Genomic DNA, 21,653 nt, shown 5'->3' on the forward strand with positions numbered 1-21,653 from the left:
AAAAAAATAGGCTGTCGAGACTTTCTCGACAGCCTGACCTTTCCGGTTATTCCGGAAAGGTTTTTTCATTCCGCTCAGTGCGGGGTTTTAGTGGCTTCCATTTGCCTTTCTTCATCCCCCCAGCACTCTACATTTTTTAAGCCGGGAATGTGGCTCACGTGGAAGACAGGATCTTTCCCTTCTTTTTTTTGAGAAAGATAATCTTTCAGCGCTGCAAAGGCGATGGGGCCGAGGAGGGTGATGGCGATCAGGTTGAGCAGAGCCATGGAACCCATGAACAGATCGGCCAAATCCCAGACGATCTGAATCTTGGCGACGGAGCCAAACATCACCATGCTCAGCACAGCCAGCCGGTAAGCGGTCAACCACCCTTTGCTGTTGGCGCGGGCGAATTCGATGTTGGTTTCGCCGTAATAATAGTTGCCCACCAGGGAACTGAAGGCGAACAGGAAGACGGCCACGGCGACAAAGACACCAGCCCAGGAACCGATTTCCGCTCCCAGAGCGTTTTGGGTGAGTTGGATCCCATCGGCTTCACCGGTGGTATATTGTCCGGAGAAGAGGATGATAAAAGCGGTGCAGCTGCAGATGATCAAGGTATCGGTAAACACGCCGAGGGTCTGGACCAACCCTTGTTTGACCGGATGGCTCACCTTTGCTGTGGCGGCAGCGTTGGGGGCACTTCCCATGCCGGCTTCATTAGAGAAGAGGCCCCGCTTGATCCCTTCCATCACGGCGACGCCGAGGCCGCCGCCGGCAACAGCTTTGAAGCCGAAGGCGTTGGCGAGAATCAGACCGATCACTCCGGGAATCTCTGTGACGTTAATCAGGAGGACGTAAAGGGCGAGCAAAATGTACAGCACTGCCATCACCGGCACGATCACCTGGGCCGTCTTGGCGATCCGTTGGACACCGCCGAAGATGATGAGGGCCATCGCTGCGACGAGGAGGACGCCGAGGATGGAACGATTCATGCCGAAGGGTTCAAAGGCCAGGGTGATGGTGTTGGCTTGAACCGCGTTGAAGACCAGGCCGAAACAGAGGGTGATCAGGATGGAGAACAAGATGCCCATCCAGCGCTTGTTTAAAGCTTTTTCCATGTAGTAGGCGGGGCCGCCGCGAAATGCTTCCCCGTCCCGTACTTTGTAGATCTGGGCCAGGGTGCTTTCCACAAAGGCGGAGGCTGCTCCCAACAGGGCGATCAACCACATCCAGAAGACGGCGCCGGGTCCGCCGAGGGAGATGGCCAGAGCGACCCCGGCCAAGTTCCCGGTACCTACCCGGGAAGCGAGACTGATACAGAAGGCCTGAAAGGAGGATATTCCTTTTCTTTCCACTTCTTTGTCGGTTTTACGGCTGAGCAGGCGTACCATCTCCCCTGTCAGCCGAAACTGAACAAACCGAGTCCGGATGGTAAACCAAAGACCGACACCGATCAGGGCGATGATCAGGACATAAGACCACAAAAGGTCATTGACCTCTGTAGTAAGCGCTTCCAAAAAAGACATCGAATCACCTCATCATAAAAAATGCGATGGTTGAAACTGACCTGAAATAATAACTAATATTCTTAAATGACTCCCCTCCCTATTTTACTATAAACTTGCTAGGCAGAGAGGAATAAATATATCCAAAGCTTTGATCTTTCCCAACATAGTCGCAGCCGTTCGGCGCGTCGGAACGGCTGCGATAAACTTTATGGGTTTAAAGGACATTTTTGTAAACGGGAGGTTCCTTGTAATCGCTCCACCCGATCGATGCCGCTGCCAAACATGGCGATCCGACATTCTGTCTCGATCCGTTCCAGTTGGAAGGCGATCGCCTCAGGTGTCGGTTGGGTGGCGGCAGCGAGGAGGGAACGTCCAAAACCGACAAGGTCTGCTCCGAGAGCTAATGCTTTAGCTGCATCCAGGCCATTTGTCATTCCGCCGCTGGCGATCAGTGTTCCCGTCGGATTCAGCTTACGGGCTTCCTGGAGACAGAAGGCGGTGGGCAGACCCCATCCAGAAAAGGTTTTCGCAGCCTGGATGAGCAGAGGGTTCTTGGAACGGTGCTTTTCTACCTGGACCCAGGAGGTGCCCCCGGCTCCAGCTACATCGACAAAGGTGACGCCGGCGTCAAACAGGCGGCGGGCCAATTTTCCGTTGATCCCCCAACCCACCTCTTTCACCCCCACTGGTACCTCAAGGGTGTTACAGATCCCTTCGATCTTGGATAGAAGGTCGCGGAAGTCGGTGTTTCCTTCCGGTTGAAACACCTCCTGCAAACTGTTCAGATGCAGGATGAGGCCGTCAGCTTCGACGAGTTCCACCACCTGCCGGCAATGATCGGCTCCGTAACCGTAGTTGAGCTGGACCGCTCCCAAATTGGCGAGGATGGGGATGGTGGGAGCCACATCCCTCACCCGGAAAGTGTCCACCGTTTCCGGGTGTTCCAGAGCGGCACGGCAGGATCCCAGTCCCATCGCCCACCCCCTTGCTTCGGCGGCCTGCGCTAGGTTTCGGTTGATGGTCCGTGCCTTTTCTGTCCCTCCGGTCATGGAACTGACCAGAAAAGGGGTTTGTAGCGATTGCTCCAGAAAGGTGGTCTTCAGGGAGATTTCTGAATAAGCGATTTCTGGGAGGCTTTCATGGACCAGTCGGAACTGTTCCAAACCGGTCGTAATATCGGTCCCGGCGACGGGTTGGTTCAGGGCGATATCGATATGCTCCGATTTTCGCTTTTCCGTGGATCGTTTTTGATGATTCATGAACGCGTTCCTCTCTTTAGGATGGATTCCTTGGACTGCATCGTGTTCCGTTTAGCTTCTCCGGGGCAGAAACTGCTTATCATCGGAGGGGATCCCCCGGGAATGATTTGCATCTTTATGATGGCATGGCGGGACCAAATCGTCCAGTTTGCTCTTTACCCCTTGCCAAAGGCGACACATAATTAGATAATTAGAATATCATCTAAATAAATGTCGAGGGGATTTCTGTTGAATGAGACTTTTAAGGCGCTATCTGATGCTAACCGCCGTCAAATCCTTCGGCTGTTGCGCCAGGGGGATCTGACAGCGGGGGAGATCGCCGAACATTTTTCCATGTCTAAGCCGAGTCTTTCTCATCACCTGAATATTCTTAAACAAGCCCATTTGGTGCTGAGGGAACGAAAGGGGCAACATGTTCTTTATTCCTTGAACACCACTGTGCTTCAGGAAGTGATGAGTTGGTTTTTGGAGTTGACCGATGAATATAATCGGGACGAGGGGGCGCTCAAATGATGAAAAAGTGGACGCGTTGGGATACAGTGGTCTTGATCTTGGGGATGATCCCGTTGGTTTTTGCTTGGACGGTGTACGATCAGTTGCCGGAACGTATCCCCAGTCATTTCAATTTGTCGGGAGAACCGGACGACTACAGTGACAAAGCGACGTTTATTCCGCTGATGGCGGGGATGGGACTGGGGTTGCCCTTTTTGATCAAATGGCTCCCGGCATTGGATCCGCGAAAGGAAAACTATCGCAAGTTCACCAGCTCCTATGAGCTGTTTCGGGTGGCGCTGACTGGTTTTTTAGGCGGAATATTTATCGCCACCTTACTCTATGCCTTAGGTTATCCGGTGGATCTGTCCCAGGTGGTTCCGGTGGGTATCGGCCTGTTATGGATGGTGTTGGGAAACTTTTTGGGCCGGATCCGATCCAATTATTTTTTCGGGATCAAGCTGCCGTGGACCTTGGAAAATGAAGAGGTGTGGCGAAAAACCCACCGGTTCAGCGGTCCGGTATGGATGGGAGCCGGCATGGTGATAGTGGTTTCCGCCTTTTTACCTCCATGGGTGCGAGGCGGGCTTATCTTTGTAGCGATCCTGTTAACCATCTTGCTTCCGGTGGGCTATGCCTATCGTGTTTATCGGAAAATCCATCAGGAGTCATAAACGGTAGGAGGTGAGTGAATGGTGAGCAGGAAACAAGCGAAGGTCTTGTTGTTGGTGATCACGGTGATCTGGGGCTACACTTGGATCCCGATGAAAGTGGGGCTGGAGGTGTTGGGCCCTTTTTCTTTTTCCTTTTATCGCTTTTTGCTTGGTGCTCTGTTCCTGATTCCCATCGCCTTTCGCAAAAGCCGCCCCCGTATACATAAAGAGGATCTCGGGTGGCTGCTCCTCTTGGGCGTCCTTCAGACCACTGCTACCTTCGGGTTCTTTATGGCCGGTATGAAGAGCCTTCCCGCGGGTACTTCTTCCATTCTCGCTTATACGATGCCCCTTTGGACCTATGGTTTGGCCTGGCTCTTTCTTTCGGAGCGGCTGACCGCCGGTAAAATCGGCGGTTTGTTGCTGGGGATCGTGGGTCTGGTCGGGGTGGCCGGACCGGAAGCTGCGGTAGGAAGGGGAACGCTTACAGGCATGGTCTGGGTGTTGGCCGGCGCGGTCTGTTGGGGTGGCAGCAATGTTCTCGTCCGCGCCCGGTTTTCCCGTCATGAGAAATTGTCTCTGACAGCGATTCAGATGGTGGTCGGCACGGTCGGGCTGGCGCTTCTCACTTTGATGTTTGAGCCTGCATTTACGCCGGATCGGTGGAGTCTATCGGTGGTGGCCAACCTGCTTTTCACCGGAATCTTGTCGTCAGCTTTTGCCTTCGTGGCATGGTTTACGGTTGTCTCTGTACTCGGGGCGGGTGAGGCGGCGGTTTCAGCCCTGTTGGTCCCGGTTTTTGCCGTCTTTTTCGGCTGGCTGCAGTTGGGGGAGACGATCAGCGCGATGCAAGTGGCGGGAGTGGTGTTGGTGTTGATCGGGATTACCCTGGTGCAAAGGAAGGAACCGCAGAAGGGATCCATCTCAACGGATCGGGCAACTGATGCGGAACAGGGTTGAGGCGTCAATCCGAGAGCCGCTGCGGCTACCATGGGATAAAGCCTGAATCAAGGGGAGGAGTCGAGCTCATCTTTCACTTGATCCTTTGGCTGTGATAGGGATGTCCTGAGGAGCCGATCCCTAACATAGACAGCGTGATCTATGATCAGGAAAGCTTTCCCGAGGAGGAAGGCTTTTTTCTTTGAAGATATAGGACGCCGCCTTTTTTCATAGGTTGTATCATAAGGCGGTAAATCCCACAACCTTGTACGGCTACAGACGTATGATAAAAAAAATGGGAGAGGGGAGATGACTCATGTCCGACGAGATGAAAGAATTGGAACGGGCCATCGGGGAGATTACAGAGATCGCTGAAGGATTCGGTCTGGACTTTTATCCCATGCGTTATGAAATCTGCCCTGCAGATGTGATTTACACCTTTGGCGCTTATGGAATGCCTACCCGATTCTCCCATTGGAGCTTTGGGAAAACCTTTCACAAAATGAAACTTCAGTATGATTTGAATCTGAGCCGGATTTACGAGCTGGTGATCAACTCCAACCCCTGCTATGCCTTCCTATTGAAAGGGAACAGTCTGATCCAAAACAAACTGATCGTTGCCCATGTGCTGGCTCATTGCGATTTCTTTAAAAATAATGTCCGCTTTTCCAATACGTCACGGGATATGGTGGAGAGTATGGCCGCCAGTGCCGAACGGATACGTCAGTATGAATTGGAATATGGAAAAGAGGTCGTGGAGCAGTTTCTCGACAGCGTGTTGGCGGTTCAAGAGCATATCGATCCCAGCTTGATTCGCCCTCCCAGGCGCAAAGAGGAGCCGGAAAAACGGGAACCGCCGAAACGGCGATCCACCCCATATGACGATCTTTGGGATCTGGATGAAAAACCGAAACCGGAGCAACATCGGCGCACGACGCGCAAAAAATTGCCGGAGAAACCGGAGAAAGACTTGTTGCTCTTTATCATGGAACACAGCGGGATCTTAGAAGAATGGCAGCAGGATATTATTACGGTACTTCGGGGCGAGATGTTGTATTTTTGGCCGCAGATGGAGACAAAAATCATGAATGAAGGTTGGGCCTCCTACTGGCATATTCGGATCCTGCGGGAAATGGATTTGACTGAGGCGGAGACACTGGAATTCGCCAAATTGAATGCCTCCGTCACGCAACCTTCCACCACTTCCATCAATCCTTATTACCTGGGGCTCAAATTGTTTGAAGATATTGAGAAACGGTGGGATCAACCCACGCAGGAAGAGCAGGAACGATATGGACGGGTGCCCGGGACGGGAAGGGAAAAGATATTTGAAGTGCGGGAAATGGATATGGATACGTCCTTTATCCGAAATTATCTGACCAAGGAACTGGTTGATGAGTTGGATCTCTATGTTTTTCAGCGCTCCGGAAACGATTGGACCGTGACAGATAAAAATTGGGAACAAGTGCGGGATTCGCTGATTGCCGGCCGGGTGAATGGGGGGCATCCGTATATTGTGGTACAGGACGGGGATTACTCGAGAAATGGAGAGCTTTATCTGAAACATCGATTTGAAGGGCTGGAACTGGATATCAAATATATCGAAAAAACGTTGCCCCACGTGTATGCCCTTTGGGGCAGACCTGTCCATATTGAGACGGTGATCGAAAAGAAACCGGTGCTGTTCACTTATAACGGGAAGAAATGTACCCGGAAGTTTCTATAGATGCAAAAGAAGAAGCACCTGCATCGGGCAGGTGCTTCTTATGATGGTTTAATCCATGTTACGGAACAACTTGGGTTCCATCCGTTCCCATTCCGAGGGCTGGATGGGGGACGGGGAGTCATCTTCCTCTTCTTCCGTTTCCTCTGCGGCTGGGAAACTTTCTTCATCCTCCTGGGAGATGAGATCTTGGTCGATGAGGGAAAGATGGGACTTCAGCGCACGGGAACTCTCCTCATCGAAAGTGGACTCGGTCGTCTCCGCTGAGGGATCTTTGTCATCCTTCGACGAAGCGGTATCGTCCGGTGAGGTGTCGGTTTCCAGCACCGGAGCGATCTCTTCGGAATGGGATTCGGTCGACGTCTCCGCCGGGGAGTTCTCGTCACCGGAATCATCCCTCGCTTCTTCAAGGTTAGTGGCATCCGCTGATGGCACTGCGTCATCGGTTTTAGGGAGGGTTTTTGAATGTGTGGCCGGTTTCTCCTGGGAAGCCGTTTCGGTATCTTCCTCCGCCGCAGTCTCTGGTGCGGTAGGTGCCGCTGGGAACGCTTCCGCTTTCACCGTCAAAGTGGATTCGGCGGACGGATCAGAGGGAACGGCCATCCAGAAGAGAAGGCCAGTCACTTTTTTGGGGACGAAGTGGAGGGAGCGGATCCGGAAGGTGAATGATCCCGACTCGCAGCGATCCAAATAGACGTGACAATCCGGACGGTTGGTCATGGCCATCGGGATCAAATCTCCGTGGCGATCGGTATCTTCCAGGGAAAAGGTGAGGGCCACCTGTTTCGCTTCTGCCGGAATGGTAAAGGGAGTGACTCCGGAACGGATCTTTTCCTGGGTCAGGTTGAAGGCCAGTTTTTCCACGCCGATGCTGGCATCGGCAATCGCTTCCGACCGGACGGAGCCGGGGGAAAGATGTTCAGACTGTATCGCCCCTTTACGAAGGTGGCTTCCTAAAATGGAGCCTTTGCTCAGCTGTTCCGCTGTGACACTGCCGGAAGCGAGGTGACGGGTGTCGACGCAGTTTTCAACCAGGTGCTCGCCTTCCACCTGTTCCGGACTGATATGGCGGGACTGGATCGATTCCGGATCGATTTTGTCTGATGTCACGGCCTTCCCTTCCAAATGCCGGTTTCCCACCGTCTGCTCTTGCAGATGGGTACTGCCGACAGCATCCATCTGTAAATGGCGTTCTCCAATGGAGCTGTCGGCCAGCTGATCGAAGTGGACCACTCGGTCGGCTAGGTGCTTGCGGCTGATCTGTCCTTCGCCGATATGCTCACCAGTAACGGTATCCCTTCTCAAATGTTCTCCGGTGACGGATTCACCCGCCAAATGACGGGAGTCAATCGACCCTTCCACCAGATGATCCCCGTTGATCTGGTTGGTGCTGATATGGTGGGATTGAATCGATCCGGGCACGATGTTGTCCGCGGTGACAGCTTCTCTCTCCAATCGTTCTTTGGTGACGGAGCCGATCGCCAAGTGGCGGGTTTCAATGGAACCTGCCAACAGGTGGTCCCCGCCGATCTGCTCGGAACCGATGTGGTGGGAGCGAACGGCTTCATGATCAATTTTTTCTGAAATGACCGCTCCGTCCTCCAGGTGTTGATTTTCCACGGTCTGATCTTGTAAATGTCGGGAGGAAACCGATTGGTCGGCCAGATGGGAGGCTTGCACGCTCTGTTCCTGTAAGCGGGAACTACCGACGGATCCTTTTCGTAGGTGACGTTCTCCCACGGATTGATCGGCCAACTGTTCCGAACCGACTGATTGATCAGCCAAATGGTTTCCGGTAATCTGACCTTCTTCTATGTGGCGGGAAGAGACGGCACCATCTTGCAGATGATCTTCGCTGACTAATTTTTTTCGGAGGTGATGGCTGTCGACGCTTTGGTGAGCCAACTTATCTCCTGTGACCGCTTCATGGGCCAATTTGGAAGATTGCACAGCGAGATCGGTCAGTCTGTCGGTGGAGATACACTCAGGGGCCAGTTTCGAGATGGTCACACTACGATCCGCCAACTTATCCTCGGTGATTGCGTTGTCCGACAAGTGTTGTTTTTTGACAGCTTGCTCCTGGAGATGGTGGCTGTTGATACTCTGGGGGGCGAGATGCTGCTCCTGAATGCTTTCATTTCGGATATGATGTTGATCCACCGAGTCAGGTGCCAGTTTGCTCCCGGTGACCGCTTCCTTTGCCAGATGGTCATTTTCCACGGCCTGCTCATCGAGGTGAACCCCTTTGACCGCCCGCTTGGCGATTTTTTCACTGGTAACGGAGTCCGGGGCCAGTTTGCTTTCGGTGACGGCTTCATCCAGAAGGTTTTCTGAAGCGGTTGAGCCTGGGGCCAGTTTCGCCTGGTCGACGGCGCTGTTGGCCAGATGATGGGTGTTCACCGTCCCGCTCTTCAGTTTGTCTCCGGTGATGGCTCCATCCGCCAAGTGTTTTCCGTTAACCTGTTCCAGGGCTAGGTGCCAGGCATGTACGGATTGTTTCTGCAATTTGGCCCCTTCGATGCTGCTGTCCTTGATGCGGTTTCCCTCAATGGAATTTTCGGGAAAGTGTTGGCCCTGGATCGTTTCCGGGGCGATGTGTTCTGCACCGATGCTGCCATGAGCCAGGTGGGGTCCCTTCACGGACTTTTCGGCTAGCTTCGAAGAGGTGACAGCGTCAGGGGCCAGTCGGGTCGAATCGATCAACAGTTCCTTCAGATGTTTTTGTTCCACGGCCCCTGGTTGCAAGTGACCTCCGCTGACAGTGTTTTTGGCCAACTTCTCCTGGGTTACCGCTCCGTCGTTCAGGTCTCCGGTGTGAATAAAAGGTTTGCTCTGGGAGGATGAAACCCGTTTCTGTTTGATATTTTGAACGTCTGGGGGAAGGGGGGCCGTTTCGGAGCTCTCCGTCTGTTCCGCCTGTACCTCTTTCTTTTGCCTTTCCGAAGGCCTTTTGGTCTCCTTCCAGTCAAAGTCTTCCCGGTCTAACTGAAGACTTTTTTGTTCTTCATAAGTGATCTGATCCAGGATCCGTTCATCCGCCAACTTTCGCATCCGTCTGGAGTCACGGGAAGTTCTTCTCCTCCGTTGCAAATCAGATCCTCCTCCTTTGCCCGAGTTGTCTCATGTGTAGGTATATTCATCAGGGATAGTGGCGGAAACAGTTTGGGATCAAACTGGGCGAACGATTGGACAAAACCGTAAAAAAAGGCCGGATAGGCCTTTAAGCGGAGGAAGCGTGTGATGTAAATTCCTTGGAACTCCAGTTGCCCCCTCCCAGACAAAGGGTGGGCTTTCCGGTGGGACCCGTGGTCAATTTAAAGGCGACCAGCCCCACCTTAAAACAAAGCTTCAGACTGGGGATATTGTCGCAGGAGACTCGTGTATAAACCCGGTCCAAAGCCGTCAACGCCTCTTCCAACATTGACTCGCCCACCTGCCGTTTCCGATAGTTCGGATGAACCACGACAAAGGCTTCTTCCAGTCCGTAGGATCCGAACAGGATAAAACCGACCAACCTTTTCCTGTCGACAGCGGCTGCTAACCAGGTCCCCTCGGGAAAGGAATCCCCGGATAGGGTATTTAACCATCGTAATGCACGGTGGGTGATGCGACGGTCTCCGTATTTACGGGAAAAGCGGAGGATTTGAGGGCGAACCCGGCGGAGAAGCGCTGGACTCACCGTAACAATGCGAACCACCGGATCACCTCCCCGCGGTGACTGTCGGGAATCCGCTCAGAAACAGACAATATTGCAACAATCGCTGCAACGAGAGACGACGGATGCCCGGTTCGTCAAATTTCATCGGTTTGGCATTGGCTTCGAAAAACCAGAGCTTTTCGTTCGTTTCCAATCCCAGATCCATCGACATTTCCCCCAGATTTTTCCCTTCTTCCTGTTCGATGTGGCGGGCGATGTCCAGAGTGGTCGTTCGAATCTTCTCCGTGACGGCCGCAGCCCTTTTTCCGAATAGGGATTGAAGCACCCGGGACGAATCGGCGATCGATCCGCCCATGGGTACATGGGTGCTGATCGCTTCTTTTCCGGCGACTCGAATGCCGATTCCCGTATGGGACCATTTGCCGGCCCCGTTTTTCTGCATCAGGATGCGCAGGTCAAAGGGGCGGCCCCCGTATGTGGCCAGCTGGATTCCTTGTTGCAAGACATAGCGCCGGTTTCCGGTGAGCAGGTTCAACTTTTTCTTCAATGCCTGCATGTCATCGACGTGAAAGCGTTTTTTGTTGTAAACCTTTTGATCGACGATTTCAAACCCGCGTTCCTTCCGGGTGATTCGGATCATTCCATGCCCCGCTTTGCCGTTCACGGGTTTCAAAAAGAGCGTAGGGTGTTTTTGGGCCATCTCCTCCAGTCGTTCTCCCTTTTCCCACCGAACGGTGTCGGGAAGAAGCCGGGCTAATTGGGTGGAGTGTTTCATCCGCAAAAACAATTCCCACTTGTTAAAAAAGGAGGGGTTGAACAGGTGGACACCAGGCATCGCGGACAGTTTGGCTAAGGCTTGCTGTTCCGGAGCCCGGTTTTCCGCTTGGCGATTGGGGATGCGGTTGTATACCACATGGGGCATCGGGAAGGTGGCGGATATCCACTGAGCTTGATTTCCGCGATGTCCCCTCTTGGGAATAAACCCCTCAACTCGCTTGTCGTTTCGCTTCAGCCCTGCCGGTGTGATGACGAACACAGTGACCCCCATGCGGCGGCCGGTGTGGATCAGATCGAGAAAGTTGGAGCGGACTCCGGAAAACCCTTTTGGTTTCCCAGCGGCCAGGATGGCGACAAAGGGACCCGCTCGGTAATGGCCACGCTGATCCCGGATCACCTGGACCGGACACCGCACCTCGTTTTTGGATGGAGGGGTTGTTTTACGGACGGGGACTTGTTGTCGCCATCCAGGTCCCAGGGTCAAAAAGAGGGATGAGGGGAGTGAAGCTCCGGTATGTTGTTGCCGGGGAATAAAAATCGGATCGGCGCCGTTACGATCAAAGGTGAGCCACCCCGTAAATTGGAAGGGCATCATCGATACCTCCCTTCTAAAATTGAGCCAAAGTTAGGCTGTATTGAGTGATGCAGCGTGCCGATTCTTTTCCGGATTCAGACAGGGACGGGTGTTTAAATATGTGTCGCCCGGGTTTGGAGTTGGCCTCAAACAGCCATACCTTCCCGTTCTTTTCCACCCCGATGTCCAAACCCAGTTCTCCCAGCGGACCGCCCACCCGATTTTCCAGCGCGGTACAAATTCGGACGGAGGTATTCCGGATGCGCTCTTCCACTTCGGCACTCTTACTGGAGAAGCATTGTTTCAGCAGCTCCGAGGTGGATAGGAGAGAGCCGCCGGTTCGGCCATGGGTGGTGACTGATCCAATCCCAGCCACTTTGGCGCCGATAGCGACCACCTTCCACTGTCCAGTCCGATCTTTGTGCATATGAACACGAAAATCGACAGGACGACCCTGGTATTTAATCAGGCGGATGCCCTGTTGAACCAGGTAATTGGGCAGGCGTTTCATCCTCGCACCGAAAATTTGCTGCATCAGTGGACGAAGGGAGCGGTATTGACGCAAAATATTTTGATTTCCGATCCGAAAACGGCAATAGTAACCGCCTTGAGGAATTTGGGTGATCCGGAAGATCCCGAGTCCTAGGCTGCCTCCACTGGGCTTGAGATAAACCATTTTGTGACGATCGAGCATCTCCTGCACGGTTTCCAGGGAGGGGGATCGTCTCGATTCGGGGATGCAATCGACGGTCAAGGGATGGTTGTAGATCGCTTCGTGGACCTTCCACTTGTTAAAGAAACCTTGGTTAAAGAAATGCGTCCGGGAAATGGCTTGCAGCCGCTTTTTACATTCCTGTACCTGTATCTGCGACTCGGCTTTCCGGTTGGGGACCCGTTCATACACCACATCTGGAAAAGGTGCGGCTTTTCGGATCCATCGGTATGATCCGGAAGAATCCCTCCGATAAAACCAACCGTTGATCACTTGGCGATTCCAATTGACCATTTCCGGTGTAAAGATGTAAAAAAAGGGGCGGTCTCCTTTGGATGCTTGTAGAAAGAGCCGGTATAATCCCGATCGGGCCCCGAAGGGTGAGGCGCCCGCGCCTTGAAATCCCGTGGTCAGGATGGCCAGAACCGGGCCGAGACTCAGCTCCCTTTTCTGGAAGGAAACCCGTGTCTCACCGTAAAAAGGAAGGCTCAGTTGAGCAGCCATCGAACGGGGTAAAAGAATGACCCGCTGTTTTCGGGGAGTGGGGACGACCCGAGTAATCAGACTCTTGCCGCCGACGCGGAAACGAATCGATTGTCCTGGTTGACAACCCCACTCTTTCATTAGAGGCAGCGGGAGTTTGACGGCATTTTGGCTTCCTGGTGGCAAAGGCTGAATGCGGCAAATGATGGAGCTCATACAGATCCTCCTGTCAGACTGCGGAAAAGGGTCAGGGCATATTGGATGGGAAGTTGTATCGAGCGCATCCGGGTCTCCTTTTCCCCGGTCATGAGAAATACGCTCCGGCCGGGTTTGGAGTTGGCCTCCAGCACCCAGACGTGCCCGCGACGATCGATCCCCACGTCCAATCCCAGTTCCAGCAGCCTTCCATGTTGGCTTTCGATTTGTTTGGGAACATGGATCGAAAGAAAACGAATGGCATCCATAATCTCCGATACTTTGTTCGGAGGGAAATTTTTACTCAAGAATGATTGCGCCTGTTCGGCGCGGCCTCCCCCGTGCAGGTTGGAGGTGAGCGAATTTCGATTTCCCGACCGGACGGCCATACCGGTGGTGGTCCAGGTTCCCGACCGGTCTTTTTGGACCAGGATCCGGATGTCGAAAGGACGCCCGTCACTGGTAGTAAGATTTAGGTACGGCTGAACGATGTACCGTGTGTTACCGATAAACCGCCTGGCCCATAACAACAAGGTTTTTGTGGAATGCAGCTTTATATGAAATCTGCGGTTGGCTTTGGACCGTCCCCAGACCCGGATGATGTTTCCTTCCGGAATGATGGCTGCTACCCCTCTTCCGTGGCTGCCGCCGTTTGGCTTGATGAGGATGGAAGAATGACTCCTCAAGGCAGACAGGAGCTCCTGGGTGTTTTGCAATTTTTGAGTAGGAGGGAGGTAGGGACGAAGGGACGGCTCCTGTTGGAGCATCTTGTAGGTTTGCAGTTTTCCGCCCAAGGCCTTTCCCAAAAACAGAATGTTAGGGTCCTGATTCATACGGGATATATGGGGTTTATAAGCTAGGTATTGGCGGCTATCCAAGTAATAACACCGGTCGTAGATCAGCCGGGGTAGGGGATGCTCTTCCTTCAACCACTTGTCAGTCGGAAGGTCGTAACTCCAGGCGGTCACCTTGCGTCGGGTCCAATCCACATCCATGGGATTAAAGGTGATCAGACGGATGCCGAGGGGTTTTCCTTCCCGAGTTAGTGATTTGATATATTCAGTTTCCAAAAACGGGGGAAACTTTTTGGCTATACGGCAGGTGATGACCCCCAGTGTGTAGGTAGTCGGCCTCATCGTCTTTTCCTCCTGGTCCGATCGGGCCGGGATTTGTTTCGGTTATTCGCAGCGAAATAAGGAGCCCAACCAGTGATGTAGGTGACATAATCGACCAGACGGTTGACCGACGGCCGGACAGCTGCTGACGGGTTGGTGACTGTTTCGTCGGTTTTGGATGGTTTGGAGTTGAGTTCCAAAAGCCACAATTGCCCCGCCTTATCCAGTACCAGATCGACGCCCAGTTCGGCGAAATGTTTTTGGGAAAGTCGTTCAAATGCCTCTGCGATCGCTATCGCCCGCCGTCGAAGATAAGACAAAGTCGGTTTGTTGATCGACTGTACAGCGGCCAGCACCTCGCCGGCTTTCCGCAGGGTTCCGCCGCGGGCCAGGTTGGAGACGATGTTTTTGTGATTGGCAATCCGTCCCACCGAAGAGGTGACCGACCATTGCCCTTTTTTGTTTTTTTGGACCAACACACGGAAATCGACGGGACGCCCTTCACAGGTGACAAGATTAAGCCCCTGCTGGATGATGTAGCGAGTGGGGGATACTTTCCGCCGCAATTGCCTGATCGCCTCCTTCGGATCCTTGAAGACCCGGGTGACAGTTCGGGAGGATTCTGCGTATTGGCAGATCCATTTTCCGCCGGAGACGGTAACCCGGATGATTCCCTGGCCCAGACTCCCGTTGGTCGGTTTTAAATAAACCGTCCGATACTTTTCCAGCATATTCCTGAGTCGGGCGGGTTGGTACGGTTGGGTTTCCGGGAGGAGGCGACGGGTTTCTTCATCTTTTATTAATAACTCGTGGACCTGTCGCTTGTTCAGAAAGGTGTCGTTAAAAAAAGGAATATGGCTGAGGGCTTTTATTTTTTGTAGCTTCTGTTGCAACTCCGGCTTCTGTTCAATTCGGCGGGATGTGATCCGGTTATAAATCGCATCCGGCAACGGCACGGTGGTCTGTCGCCAACGGTTTCCTTGACGTTCCCAACCGTGTACAATTTTTTGTGAGGTGTCCATCGCCTCAGGGGGAAAGACGACCATACAGACCCCTTTGGACATACAGGCCTGTGCACACTCTTCGAGAAAACGGGCCATTAGTCCAAACAGTTGTTTGTCGCTTCCCTCCAAATCCCGATTCATCAAAATGCCCAGAAGGGGACCAAAACGGAGGCGTTGATAACGGGGATCGTACCGCACATTGAGGACCTTCTGGTTTGTGATGTTCAATCGGCTCGCCAACTGGGAACTGATCCGGACCAACGGGGTTTTGGTTCGAATCGTCAGGATGAAGGCGGTGTCCGAGGCGCTTCCATATGTCGCCCTGACCGGATGCCCGGGCAGCCGGAGTCGGTCGACTAGGGATTGACTGATTACCATATTGACATGTGGGGGAAAGTTGTGCTCAGACACAACCTGAATGACGACTCTTGCATGCCCCATAGCGATCCCCTTCCGCGTTAAGTGACTGCTATAGGTTATGTAGGCATGTATTTGGCGGTGAATAAAAGGGGCGGTGCATTTCCGCCGAGATGGGGGTGGCCGATTCCCCCGGGGGGCATGCTATACTGAAAAGGGAAGCGGTCTTTCGTTTACAGAGGGACAGAGGAGGGAAATGAGGTGTCAGCGGCCAATCCTTATGATCAGGCAGACGAACTGGCCCGGGAGCTTCAGAGGTCGGAAGCGGTTTCCCAACTGAGGGAAGTTTGGGGTGAAGTGTGTCAAAATCCGGATCAACGCAGGACCATGGAACGATTCCGGGAGCTGTCCATGGAATTGCAGAGGCTTCAGCTTGAGGGAAGAAGGCCGGAAGAAGCAAAGGAACAAGAGTTGAACCGGCTGTTGGAGGAGATCCGTTCCCACCCGACGCTTCAGCGATACGTGGAGGCAGAGCATCGCCTCAGTCAAATGATGAACGATATCCACCGCATTGTGAATGCCCCGATCGAAGAGATCTACAAAAAGTGACCAAACTGAGATGGAGGGAGAAGCATGCAGCTCACTTTTCACGGGCAAAGTTGTTTTGAAATCCACCATGAAGGAAGCAAGTTGATCATCGATCCGTTTCTGAGCGGAAATCCTTTGGCCAAGGCAAAACCGGAAGAGATCGAAGTGGATTACATCCTGCTGACCCACGGACACGGGGATCATGTGGGAGACACTGTGGAGATTGCCAAAAGGACGGGGGCCACGGTAATCGGCAATAATGAACTAGCCACCTGGATCGGATTTCAGGGAGTGGAAAAGGTACATCCGATGCATATCGGCGGCAGTCATACCTTTCCTTTCGGCCGTATGAAGCTGACCCAGGCATTTCACGGCTCCGCCTTTATCGACGAGGAGAAGCAGGAGATTACCTATTTAGGAATGCCGACGGGCATTTTGTTGAATCTAGGCGACAAAACCATCTATCATGCCGGGGATACCGGTCTCTTTTCCGACTTGAAACTGATTGGGGCCCAGAATGAGATCGATTTGGCGTTGCTGCCGATCGGGGACAATTTCACCATGGGACCGGAGGACGCTCTGTTGGCGGCGGAGTGGGTACAAGCGAAAAAGGTGGTTCCGATGCACTATAACACCTTCCCGCTGATCGAGCAGGACGCTGACGATTTTGTGCGCCGCTTGCAGGAGAAAAATATCGACGGTCGAGTCGTTCAACCGGGTCAATCTTTTGAACTATAAATCCATTCACCGAGATACCAAACTGTAAATCCGGTGTAATGTCGTTGTAATATCAAAGAACTAGGATAGAGATAGGATGAAAACCCCCTACTGATGAAGTCGGTGCGACCCACCGCCTTTTTTTTTGCATGAAGGTCCGGCTTGTACCGTAGAATGAAGTAAGCCGGATAAAGGGGGGAAGGTTGGGATGTTTCAGACGAAAAACGGCGTTGCCTTGGTGGTGGCGCTAGCCCTTCTCTTTTTCGCCGTCCCCAGATTGCCCGTATCTGATGATTTTGGTATGCCGTCCTTGTTTGCTTATTCGTGGTTAACTTTCGCCTGTCTGGTGATCGCGGCCAATTTTCGAAAGGTGTTGCAATTGGACCGTGAGAAACAGCGCCAGGATGAACGTATGCGGCGAGAAAGGTGGTTGGAGTCGAACCGCAGGCGGAGAACCGTCGGATCGATCAGCCGGTATCAGCACAGGGGTTAGGACGGGAGGTGGGAGATCCTCCCTTCCGTCCCTTGGTATTCCGATTTTCCCTCATGTATAATGTGGAAGAAAGCGTTTAATTCGGGGGAAAGAAGTGAGGCAAGTGGCGACCAAACACGAAAAAATTCTGGAATACATAGAAGGATTGGAGATTGGACATAAAATTTCGGTCCGTCAAATTGCCCGGGAGCTGGAGGTTAGCGAAGGGACCGCCTACCGTGCCATCAAAGAGGCAGAAAACCAGGGGCTGGTATCCACGGTGGAACGGGTGGGTACGGTCCGCATCGAGAAAAAGCACCGTTCCAAGATTGAACGGCTCACCTTCGCCGAAGTGGTCAATATTGTGGACGGTCAGGTGTTGGGCGGGAGCACGGGGCTACACAAATCGCTGAGCCGGTTTGTCATCGGTGCGATGAAGTTGGAAGCGATGATTCGTTATGTGGAGCCGGGCAACCTTTTGATTGTCGGCAATCGGGACAACGCTCACCGCATCTCCTTGGAACGAGGGGCGGCGGTTTTGATCACGGGGGGCTTTGATGCCACCGAGGAAGTGAAACAGCTGGCGGATCAGTTGGAACTGCCGGTTATCTCCTGTACATATGATACCTTTACTGTGGCGGCGATGATTAACCGTGCCATCTATGATCGGCTGATCAAAAAGGAGATTCTCTTGGTGGAAGATATGCTCAATCCTGATCAGCCTCCTGTATTCCTGCGCCTGGATGACCGGATATCCCGCTTTCACGAATCCGTGCGGGTGACCGAACACAGCCGGTATCCGGTGGTGGATGAACGTGGAAAGCTGCAAGGAATGGTGACGGCCAAAGACGTGGTGGGCCATGACCCTGAAGAGCGGATTGAGCGGGTGATGACTCGACATCCGATCACCGTGACGCCGAAAACCTCCCTGGCCTCTGCCGCCCACGATATGGTGTGGGAAGGAATTGAGCTGTTGCCGGTTGTTAACGCTCAGTACCACCTGTTGGGTGTGATCAGTCGACAGGATGTGATCAAGTCCCTGCAGTATATGCAAAAACAGCCCCAGGTAGGGGAGACGATCAACGACCTGATCACCAAGGGTTTTGAGGAAGGAAAAGGGAAAGATGGGGAGTTTGTGTTCCGCGGGATGGTGGCCCCGCAGATGACCGACCCCCTGGGCAATCTGTCTACCGGCGTGCTCACGTCATTGATAACGGAAGCGGCATACCGTCGCTTACGCCGGCAGCATAAGGGAGATATGGTGACCGATAACCTGGCTTTGTACACTTTGAAGCCGGTCCAGTTGGAACGGGAGATTCAAATTCACCCCCGCATCATCGAATTGGGCCGGAAAGTGGGAAAAGTAGACGTGGAAGTATATCACGACGGGCATATGGTGGGTAAAGCGGTCGTGACAGCCCAGTTGATTGAACGGTGAACCAATTTCGCTAGAAACGGAAAAGTGTGATAAGATAACGAACCGGGCCGGTCGCCAAAACCGCCCGGTTTTGTGTTTCGGGCTTGGTTGGAATGTGGAAATGGTGGCAACCCTAATTGTAGGGAAAATTAGATCAGGGAGTGGTTTCATATACGTGAAAAGAAGTAGGTCTGATTTTGTGATTTGTGTGCAAAAAAAGTGGGTAAGGGGATTGATATGAAGAAGATTGAAGTGGAAAATGTGACCAAGATTTTTGGGCGCTCCCCCGCCAAAGGCCTGGAGTTGGTGCGGCAGGGAAAGAGCAAGGAAGAGATTTTAAAGGAGACGGGAATGACTGTCGGTGTCAACCGGGCTCAATTTTCCGTTGAGGCTGGTGAAGTCTTTGTCATCATGGGCCTTTCCGGAAGCGGAAAGTCCACTCTTGTACGCCTGTTAAACCGGCTGATCGAACCGACAGAAGGTTCGGTGTGGCTGGATGGGGAAGATGTGACTGAGATGAACCGGGAAGAGCTGCGGCGGATTCGACGGACCAAGATGGGCATGGTGTTTCAGCGTTTTGCCCTGTTTCCCCATAAAAGTGTGCGGGAGAACGTGGAGTACGGGTTGGAAATTCAAGGGGTTTCTAAGGAAGAGCGCAAACAGAAAGCCTTGGAATCTTTGCGTCTGGTCGGCCTCAATCCGTATGCTGATAGCCGTCCCAACCAGCTGTCCGGCGGTATGCAACAGCGGGTGGGGCTTGCCCGGGCGCTGGCCAATGATCCAGATATCCTGTTGATGGACGAAGCCTTCAGCGCTCTAGACCCGCTCATTCGAAAAGATATGCAAGATGAGCTGATGGATCTGCAGTCTTCCATGCAAAAAACGATCATTTTTATTACCCACGACTTGGACGAGGCCTTGCGCATCGGCGATCGAATCGCGCTGATGAAGGATGGAGAGATCGTCCAGATCGGGACACCGGAGGAGATCCTGACCGATCCGGCTAATGCGTACGTGGAAAAATTCGTGGAAGATGTCAATCTGACCAAGATTTTGACCGCCGGCTCGATTATGAAACGGTCAGAAGCGTTGGTCTTCGGGAAGGAAGGTCCGAGGGTGGCTCTGAAACGAATGCGGGAACAAGGTACCTCCACCTTGATGGTGGTGGGCCGTGACCGGAAGTTCCTCGGGATTTTGGCTGCTGAAGACGCCAAGGCGGTGGTGGAAGAGGAAAAAGAGATGGAAGATGTTTTGATTAAAGATGTGGTCCGTGTTGAAGAAGAGACTCCGGTCAGCGAACTTTTGCCGCAGATGGCGGAAAATCATTTTGCCTATCCGGCAGTCGTTACCGATGAAGAAGGGAAACTGCGCGGTGTGGTGGTGCGCGGGGCCATATTTGCCGCCCTGGCCGGTAATGGAAATGGGGTGAACACCGATGCCATTTCCTAAACTGCCACTGGACCGGTGGATCGAGCAGATTGTGAATTGGCTGATGGAGAATCTCACCATCCTGTTTGACTTGATCTCCAATCTGGTGGAACCGACGGTCGGTTTCTTCGAGATGCTGCTGACCTTGGCTCCGCCGGTGATCACGGCAGTGGTGATCGGGTTTTTGGCCTTGTTGGCCAGTCGTTTATCGGTCGCCTTGTTCACCTTGTTCGGCTTGTTGCTGATTCAAAACTTGCAATTGTGGACACAGGCAACCAGTACCATTTCCCTAGTATTGACCGCTTCCCTTATCTCCGTGATTGTCGGTGTTCCCCTGGGGATTTGGGTAGCCCGGAGCAAAGGGATGAAGAACATCATCACCCCGGTACTGGATTTCATGCAGACGATGCCTGCATTTGTCTATTTGATTCCCGCTGTCTTCTTCTTTGAACTGGGGGCGGTACCTGGGGTGATCGCATCGGTGATCTTCGCCATGCCCCCGACGATCCGGCTGACCAACTTGGGAATCCGCCAGGTGGACCAAGATCTGATTGAGGCCGCCGATGCCTTTGGGTCCACTTCTGCGCAAAAGCTGTTTAAAGTACAGCTGCCTCTGGCCAAGTCGACGATGATGGCTGGAGTCAACCAGACGATCATGCTGTCTCTGTCTATGGTGGTGATCGCCTCTATGATCGGCGCCGGCGGACTGGGGGCGGTCGTATTGGAAGGAATCAGCCGCCTGGAAGTGGGACAAGGCTTTGAAGGCGGTTTAGCCATCGTGATTATCGCGATTGTACTGGATCGAATCACACAAAGTCTCGGCAAGAAAAGTGAAAAAACCTCTTGAGAAAACGAAAACACCTTCTTCCTGTGGCGGGAAGAAGGTGTTTTCGTTCTCAGCTGGATTTGCGCTCCTCCGCTTCCGATTGCTGCCGCTTGTTTAAGGATATCCCTTGTATAGTGAAAACAACGCCGACCAACAGCATGAACCAGCCGCCCATATCCCCTTCAATCACGATATTGAAGAGATTGGTAAAGATGAGGATAAGTCCGATCCAGAAAAACGCTTTGGCCTGGAAACGTTTTTTGTCTTTGGTTTTTCGATACTCCAACAAAGCGAAGATCATCCGGACGACCATAAACAGCACAAAAGCGATCAGAAATAAGATGAGAAGACCTTCCACAGATTTGTTCCCTCCTCCGTTTTGGATACAAGGCTATGATATCGGAAAATTTGATCACCGAGCAAGAAAAAGCCCGGAATTTCCGGGCAAGGGCCATGTGTTACTGCTGCTCCTCCAGTTTTTTACGGTAAAAATTCCTTGCTCTGAGGCCGAAAATCAGGTTGTATATGCCGAGGGCTCCGACTGCGATCATGAGCAGGCGAATCCACCAGTCTCCTAGAGAGATTCCCTGCATCAGGGCGACAGCGATAAACATGAGGCCCATGTTGATGTTCATTTGGGCTCGGTGTTTCAGTTGGTCTAAGCCATCTGCTCGTCGCCCGGCAATGCTGTTGGAAAAAGTGCGGATCGCGGTGACGACGACAACGATGATCAAGAATACCATAAACAGTTGCATATAGAAGCCTCCAAATGTA

Annotated in this window: 20 protein-coding genes; 10 read left to right on the forward strand and 10 right to left on the reverse strand. The window is 52.9% G+C overall.

The genetic code is table 11. The annotated features are described in order from the left end of the window. Positions 1-74: 74 nt before the first annotated feature. Positions 75-1,508, reverse strand: coding sequence for an alanine/glycine:cation symporter family protein (locus tag BLP91_RS08780; RefSeq protein WP_091569773.1), 1,434 nt, complete (start codon positions 1,506-1,508; stop codon positions 75-77). A gap of 188 nt (positions 1,509-1,696) precedes the next feature. Then, positions 1,697-2,749, reverse strand: a complete 1,053-nt coding sequence (gene fni, locus BLP91_RS08785) for a type 2 isopentenyl-diphosphate Delta-isomerase (RefSeq protein ID WP_091569775.1) — start codon at positions 2,747-2,749, stop codon at positions 1,697-1,699. 228 nt (positions 2,750-2,977) lie between these two features. On the opposite strand from fni, the gene BLP91_RS08790 reads away from it, so the two are divergent. From BLP91_RS08790 to BLP91_RS08805, 4 genes are all read left to right on the forward strand, one after another. Further along, a complete protein-coding gene (locus tag BLP91_RS08790; protein ID WP_143003509.1) occupies positions 2,978-3,262 on the forward strand; it encodes an autorepressor SdpR family transcription factor in 285 nt (94 codons plus the stop codon). Beyond that, positions 3,262-3,915, forward strand: a complete 654-nt coding sequence (locus BLP91_RS08795; RefSeq protein WP_245662211.1) for an SdpI family protein — start codon at positions 3,262-3,264, stop codon at positions 3,913-3,915. Before BLP91_RS08790 ends, BLP91_RS08795 begins: the two co-directional genes overlap by 1 nt. A 21-nt stretch (positions 3,916-3,936) precedes the next feature. Next, on the forward strand, positions 3,937-4,854 hold the full coding sequence (locus tag BLP91_RS08800) for a DMT family transporter (RefSeq protein ID WP_176757915.1): 918 nt from the start codon (positions 3,937-3,939) through the stop codon (positions 4,852-4,854). A 295-nt stretch (positions 4,855-5,149) separates the two neighbouring features. Further along, positions 5,150-6,559: a SpoVR family protein gene (locus BLP91_RS08805; RefSeq protein WP_091569786.1), complete on the forward strand. Its 1,410-nt coding sequence runs from the start codon at positions 5,150-5,152 to the stop codon at positions 6,557-6,559. A gap of 48 nt (positions 6,560-6,607) precedes the next feature. Here BLP91_RS08805 and BLP91_RS08810 read toward each other — a convergent pair whose 3' ends face one another. The 6 genes from BLP91_RS08810 to BLP91_RS08835 form a co-directional block, all read right to left on the reverse strand. Beyond that, the gene (locus BLP91_RS08810; protein WP_143003510.1) at positions 6,608-9,646 is read right to left on the reverse strand and encodes a hypothetical protein; all 3,039 of its coding nucleotides are present in this window, start codon (positions 9,644-9,646) and stop codon (positions 6,608-6,610) included. A gap of 130 nt (positions 9,647-9,776) precedes the next feature. Then, positions 9,777-10,253, reverse strand: coding sequence for a GNAT family N-acetyltransferase (locus BLP91_RS08815; protein ID WP_091569792.1), 477 nt, complete (start codon positions 10,251-10,253; stop codon positions 9,777-9,779). Positions 10,254-10,257: 4 nt separating this feature from the next. Then, the gene (locus BLP91_RS08820; RefSeq protein ID WP_176757916.1) at positions 10,258-11,583 is read right to left on the reverse strand and encodes a YheC/YheD family endospore coat-associated protein; all 1,326 of its coding nucleotides are present in this window, start codon (positions 11,581-11,583) and stop codon (positions 10,258-10,260) included. Positions 11,584-11,599: 16 nt separating this feature from the next. Next, positions 11,600-12,976 carry a YheC/YheD family endospore coat-associated protein gene (locus tag BLP91_RS08825; protein WP_091569797.1) on the reverse strand — a complete coding sequence of 459 codons (1,377 nt, stop codon included), beginning with the start codon at positions 12,974-12,976 and terminating at the stop codon, positions 11,600-11,602. Then, entirely contained in the window at positions 12,973-14,091 is a 1,119-nt protein-coding gene (locus BLP91_RS08830; RefSeq protein ID WP_091569800.1) for a YheC/YheD family endospore coat-associated protein, read from the reverse strand. Before BLP91_RS08830 ends, BLP91_RS08825 begins: the two co-directional genes overlap by 4 nt. Next, the gene (locus BLP91_RS08835; RefSeq protein ID WP_091569803.1) at positions 14,088-15,515 is read right to left on the reverse strand and encodes a YheC/YheD family endospore coat-associated protein; all 1,428 of its coding nucleotides are present in this window, start codon (positions 15,513-15,515) and stop codon (positions 14,088-14,090) included. Before BLP91_RS08835 ends, BLP91_RS08830 begins: the two co-directional genes overlap by 4 nt. Before the next feature lie 177 nt (positions 15,516-15,692). Between BLP91_RS08835 and BLP91_RS08840 the strand changes: the two genes are divergently transcribed. The 6 genes from BLP91_RS08840 to BLP91_RS08865 all read left to right on the forward strand — a co-directional run bounded on the left by BLP91_RS08840 (position 15,693) and on the right by BLP91_RS08865 (position 20,900). Beyond that, positions 15,693-16,040 carry a YlbF family regulator gene (locus BLP91_RS08840; RefSeq protein ID WP_091569806.1) on the forward strand — a complete coding sequence of 116 codons (348 nt, stop codon included), beginning with the start codon at positions 15,693-15,695 and terminating at the stop codon, positions 16,038-16,040. 24 nt (positions 16,041-16,064) lie between these two features. Beyond that, positions 16,065-16,757: a metal-dependent hydrolase gene (locus BLP91_RS08845; protein ID WP_091569808.1), complete on the forward strand. Its 693-nt coding sequence runs from the start codon at positions 16,065-16,067 to the stop codon at positions 16,755-16,757. A gap of 187 nt (positions 16,758-16,944) precedes the next feature. Continuing rightward, positions 16,945-17,229, forward strand: coding sequence for a hypothetical protein (locus BLP91_RS08850; RefSeq protein ID WP_091569811.1), 285 nt, complete (start codon positions 16,945-16,947; stop codon positions 17,227-17,229). 103 nt (positions 17,230-17,332) lie between these two features. Continuing rightward, complete coding sequence (locus BLP91_RS08855) at positions 17,333-18,646, forward strand: DRTGG domain-containing protein (protein ID WP_091569813.1); 1,314 nt, start codon at positions 17,333-17,335, stop codon at positions 18,644-18,646. A gap of 210 nt (positions 18,647-18,856) precedes the next feature. Continuing rightward, positions 18,857-20,074 carry a quaternary amine ABC transporter ATP-binding protein gene (locus BLP91_RS08860; RefSeq protein ID WP_143003517.1) on the forward strand — a complete coding sequence of 406 codons (1,218 nt, stop codon included), beginning with the start codon at positions 18,857-18,859 and terminating at the stop codon, positions 20,072-20,074. Beyond that, positions 20,061-20,900 carry an ABC transporter permease gene (locus tag BLP91_RS08865; RefSeq protein WP_091569818.1) on the forward strand — a complete coding sequence of 280 codons (840 nt, stop codon included), beginning with the start codon at positions 20,061-20,063 and terminating at the stop codon, positions 20,898-20,900. Before BLP91_RS08860 ends, BLP91_RS08865 begins: the two co-directional genes overlap by 14 nt. 49 nt (positions 20,901-20,949) lie before the next feature. Here the strand turns inward: BLP91_RS08865 and BLP91_RS08870 are convergent, their stop codons facing one another. Together BLP91_RS08870 and BLP91_RS08875 are read right to left on the reverse strand one after the other, a co-directional pair. Beyond that, positions 20,950-21,237, reverse strand: a complete 288-nt coding sequence (locus BLP91_RS08870; protein ID WP_091569821.1) for a hypothetical protein — start codon at positions 21,235-21,237, stop codon at positions 20,950-20,952. 100 nt (positions 21,238-21,337) lie between these two features. Further along, positions 21,338-21,634, reverse strand: a complete 297-nt coding sequence (locus BLP91_RS08875; RefSeq protein ID WP_091569824.1) for a YtpI family protein — start codon at positions 21,632-21,634, stop codon at positions 21,338-21,340. Positions 21,635-21,653 lie beyond the last annotated feature (19 nt).

The organism is Melghirimyces thermohalophilus, from assembly GCF_900102685.1.
Classification (GTDB): domain Bacteria; phylum Bacillota; class Bacilli; order Thermoactinomycetales; family DSM-45169; genus Melghirimyces; species Melghirimyces thermohalophilus.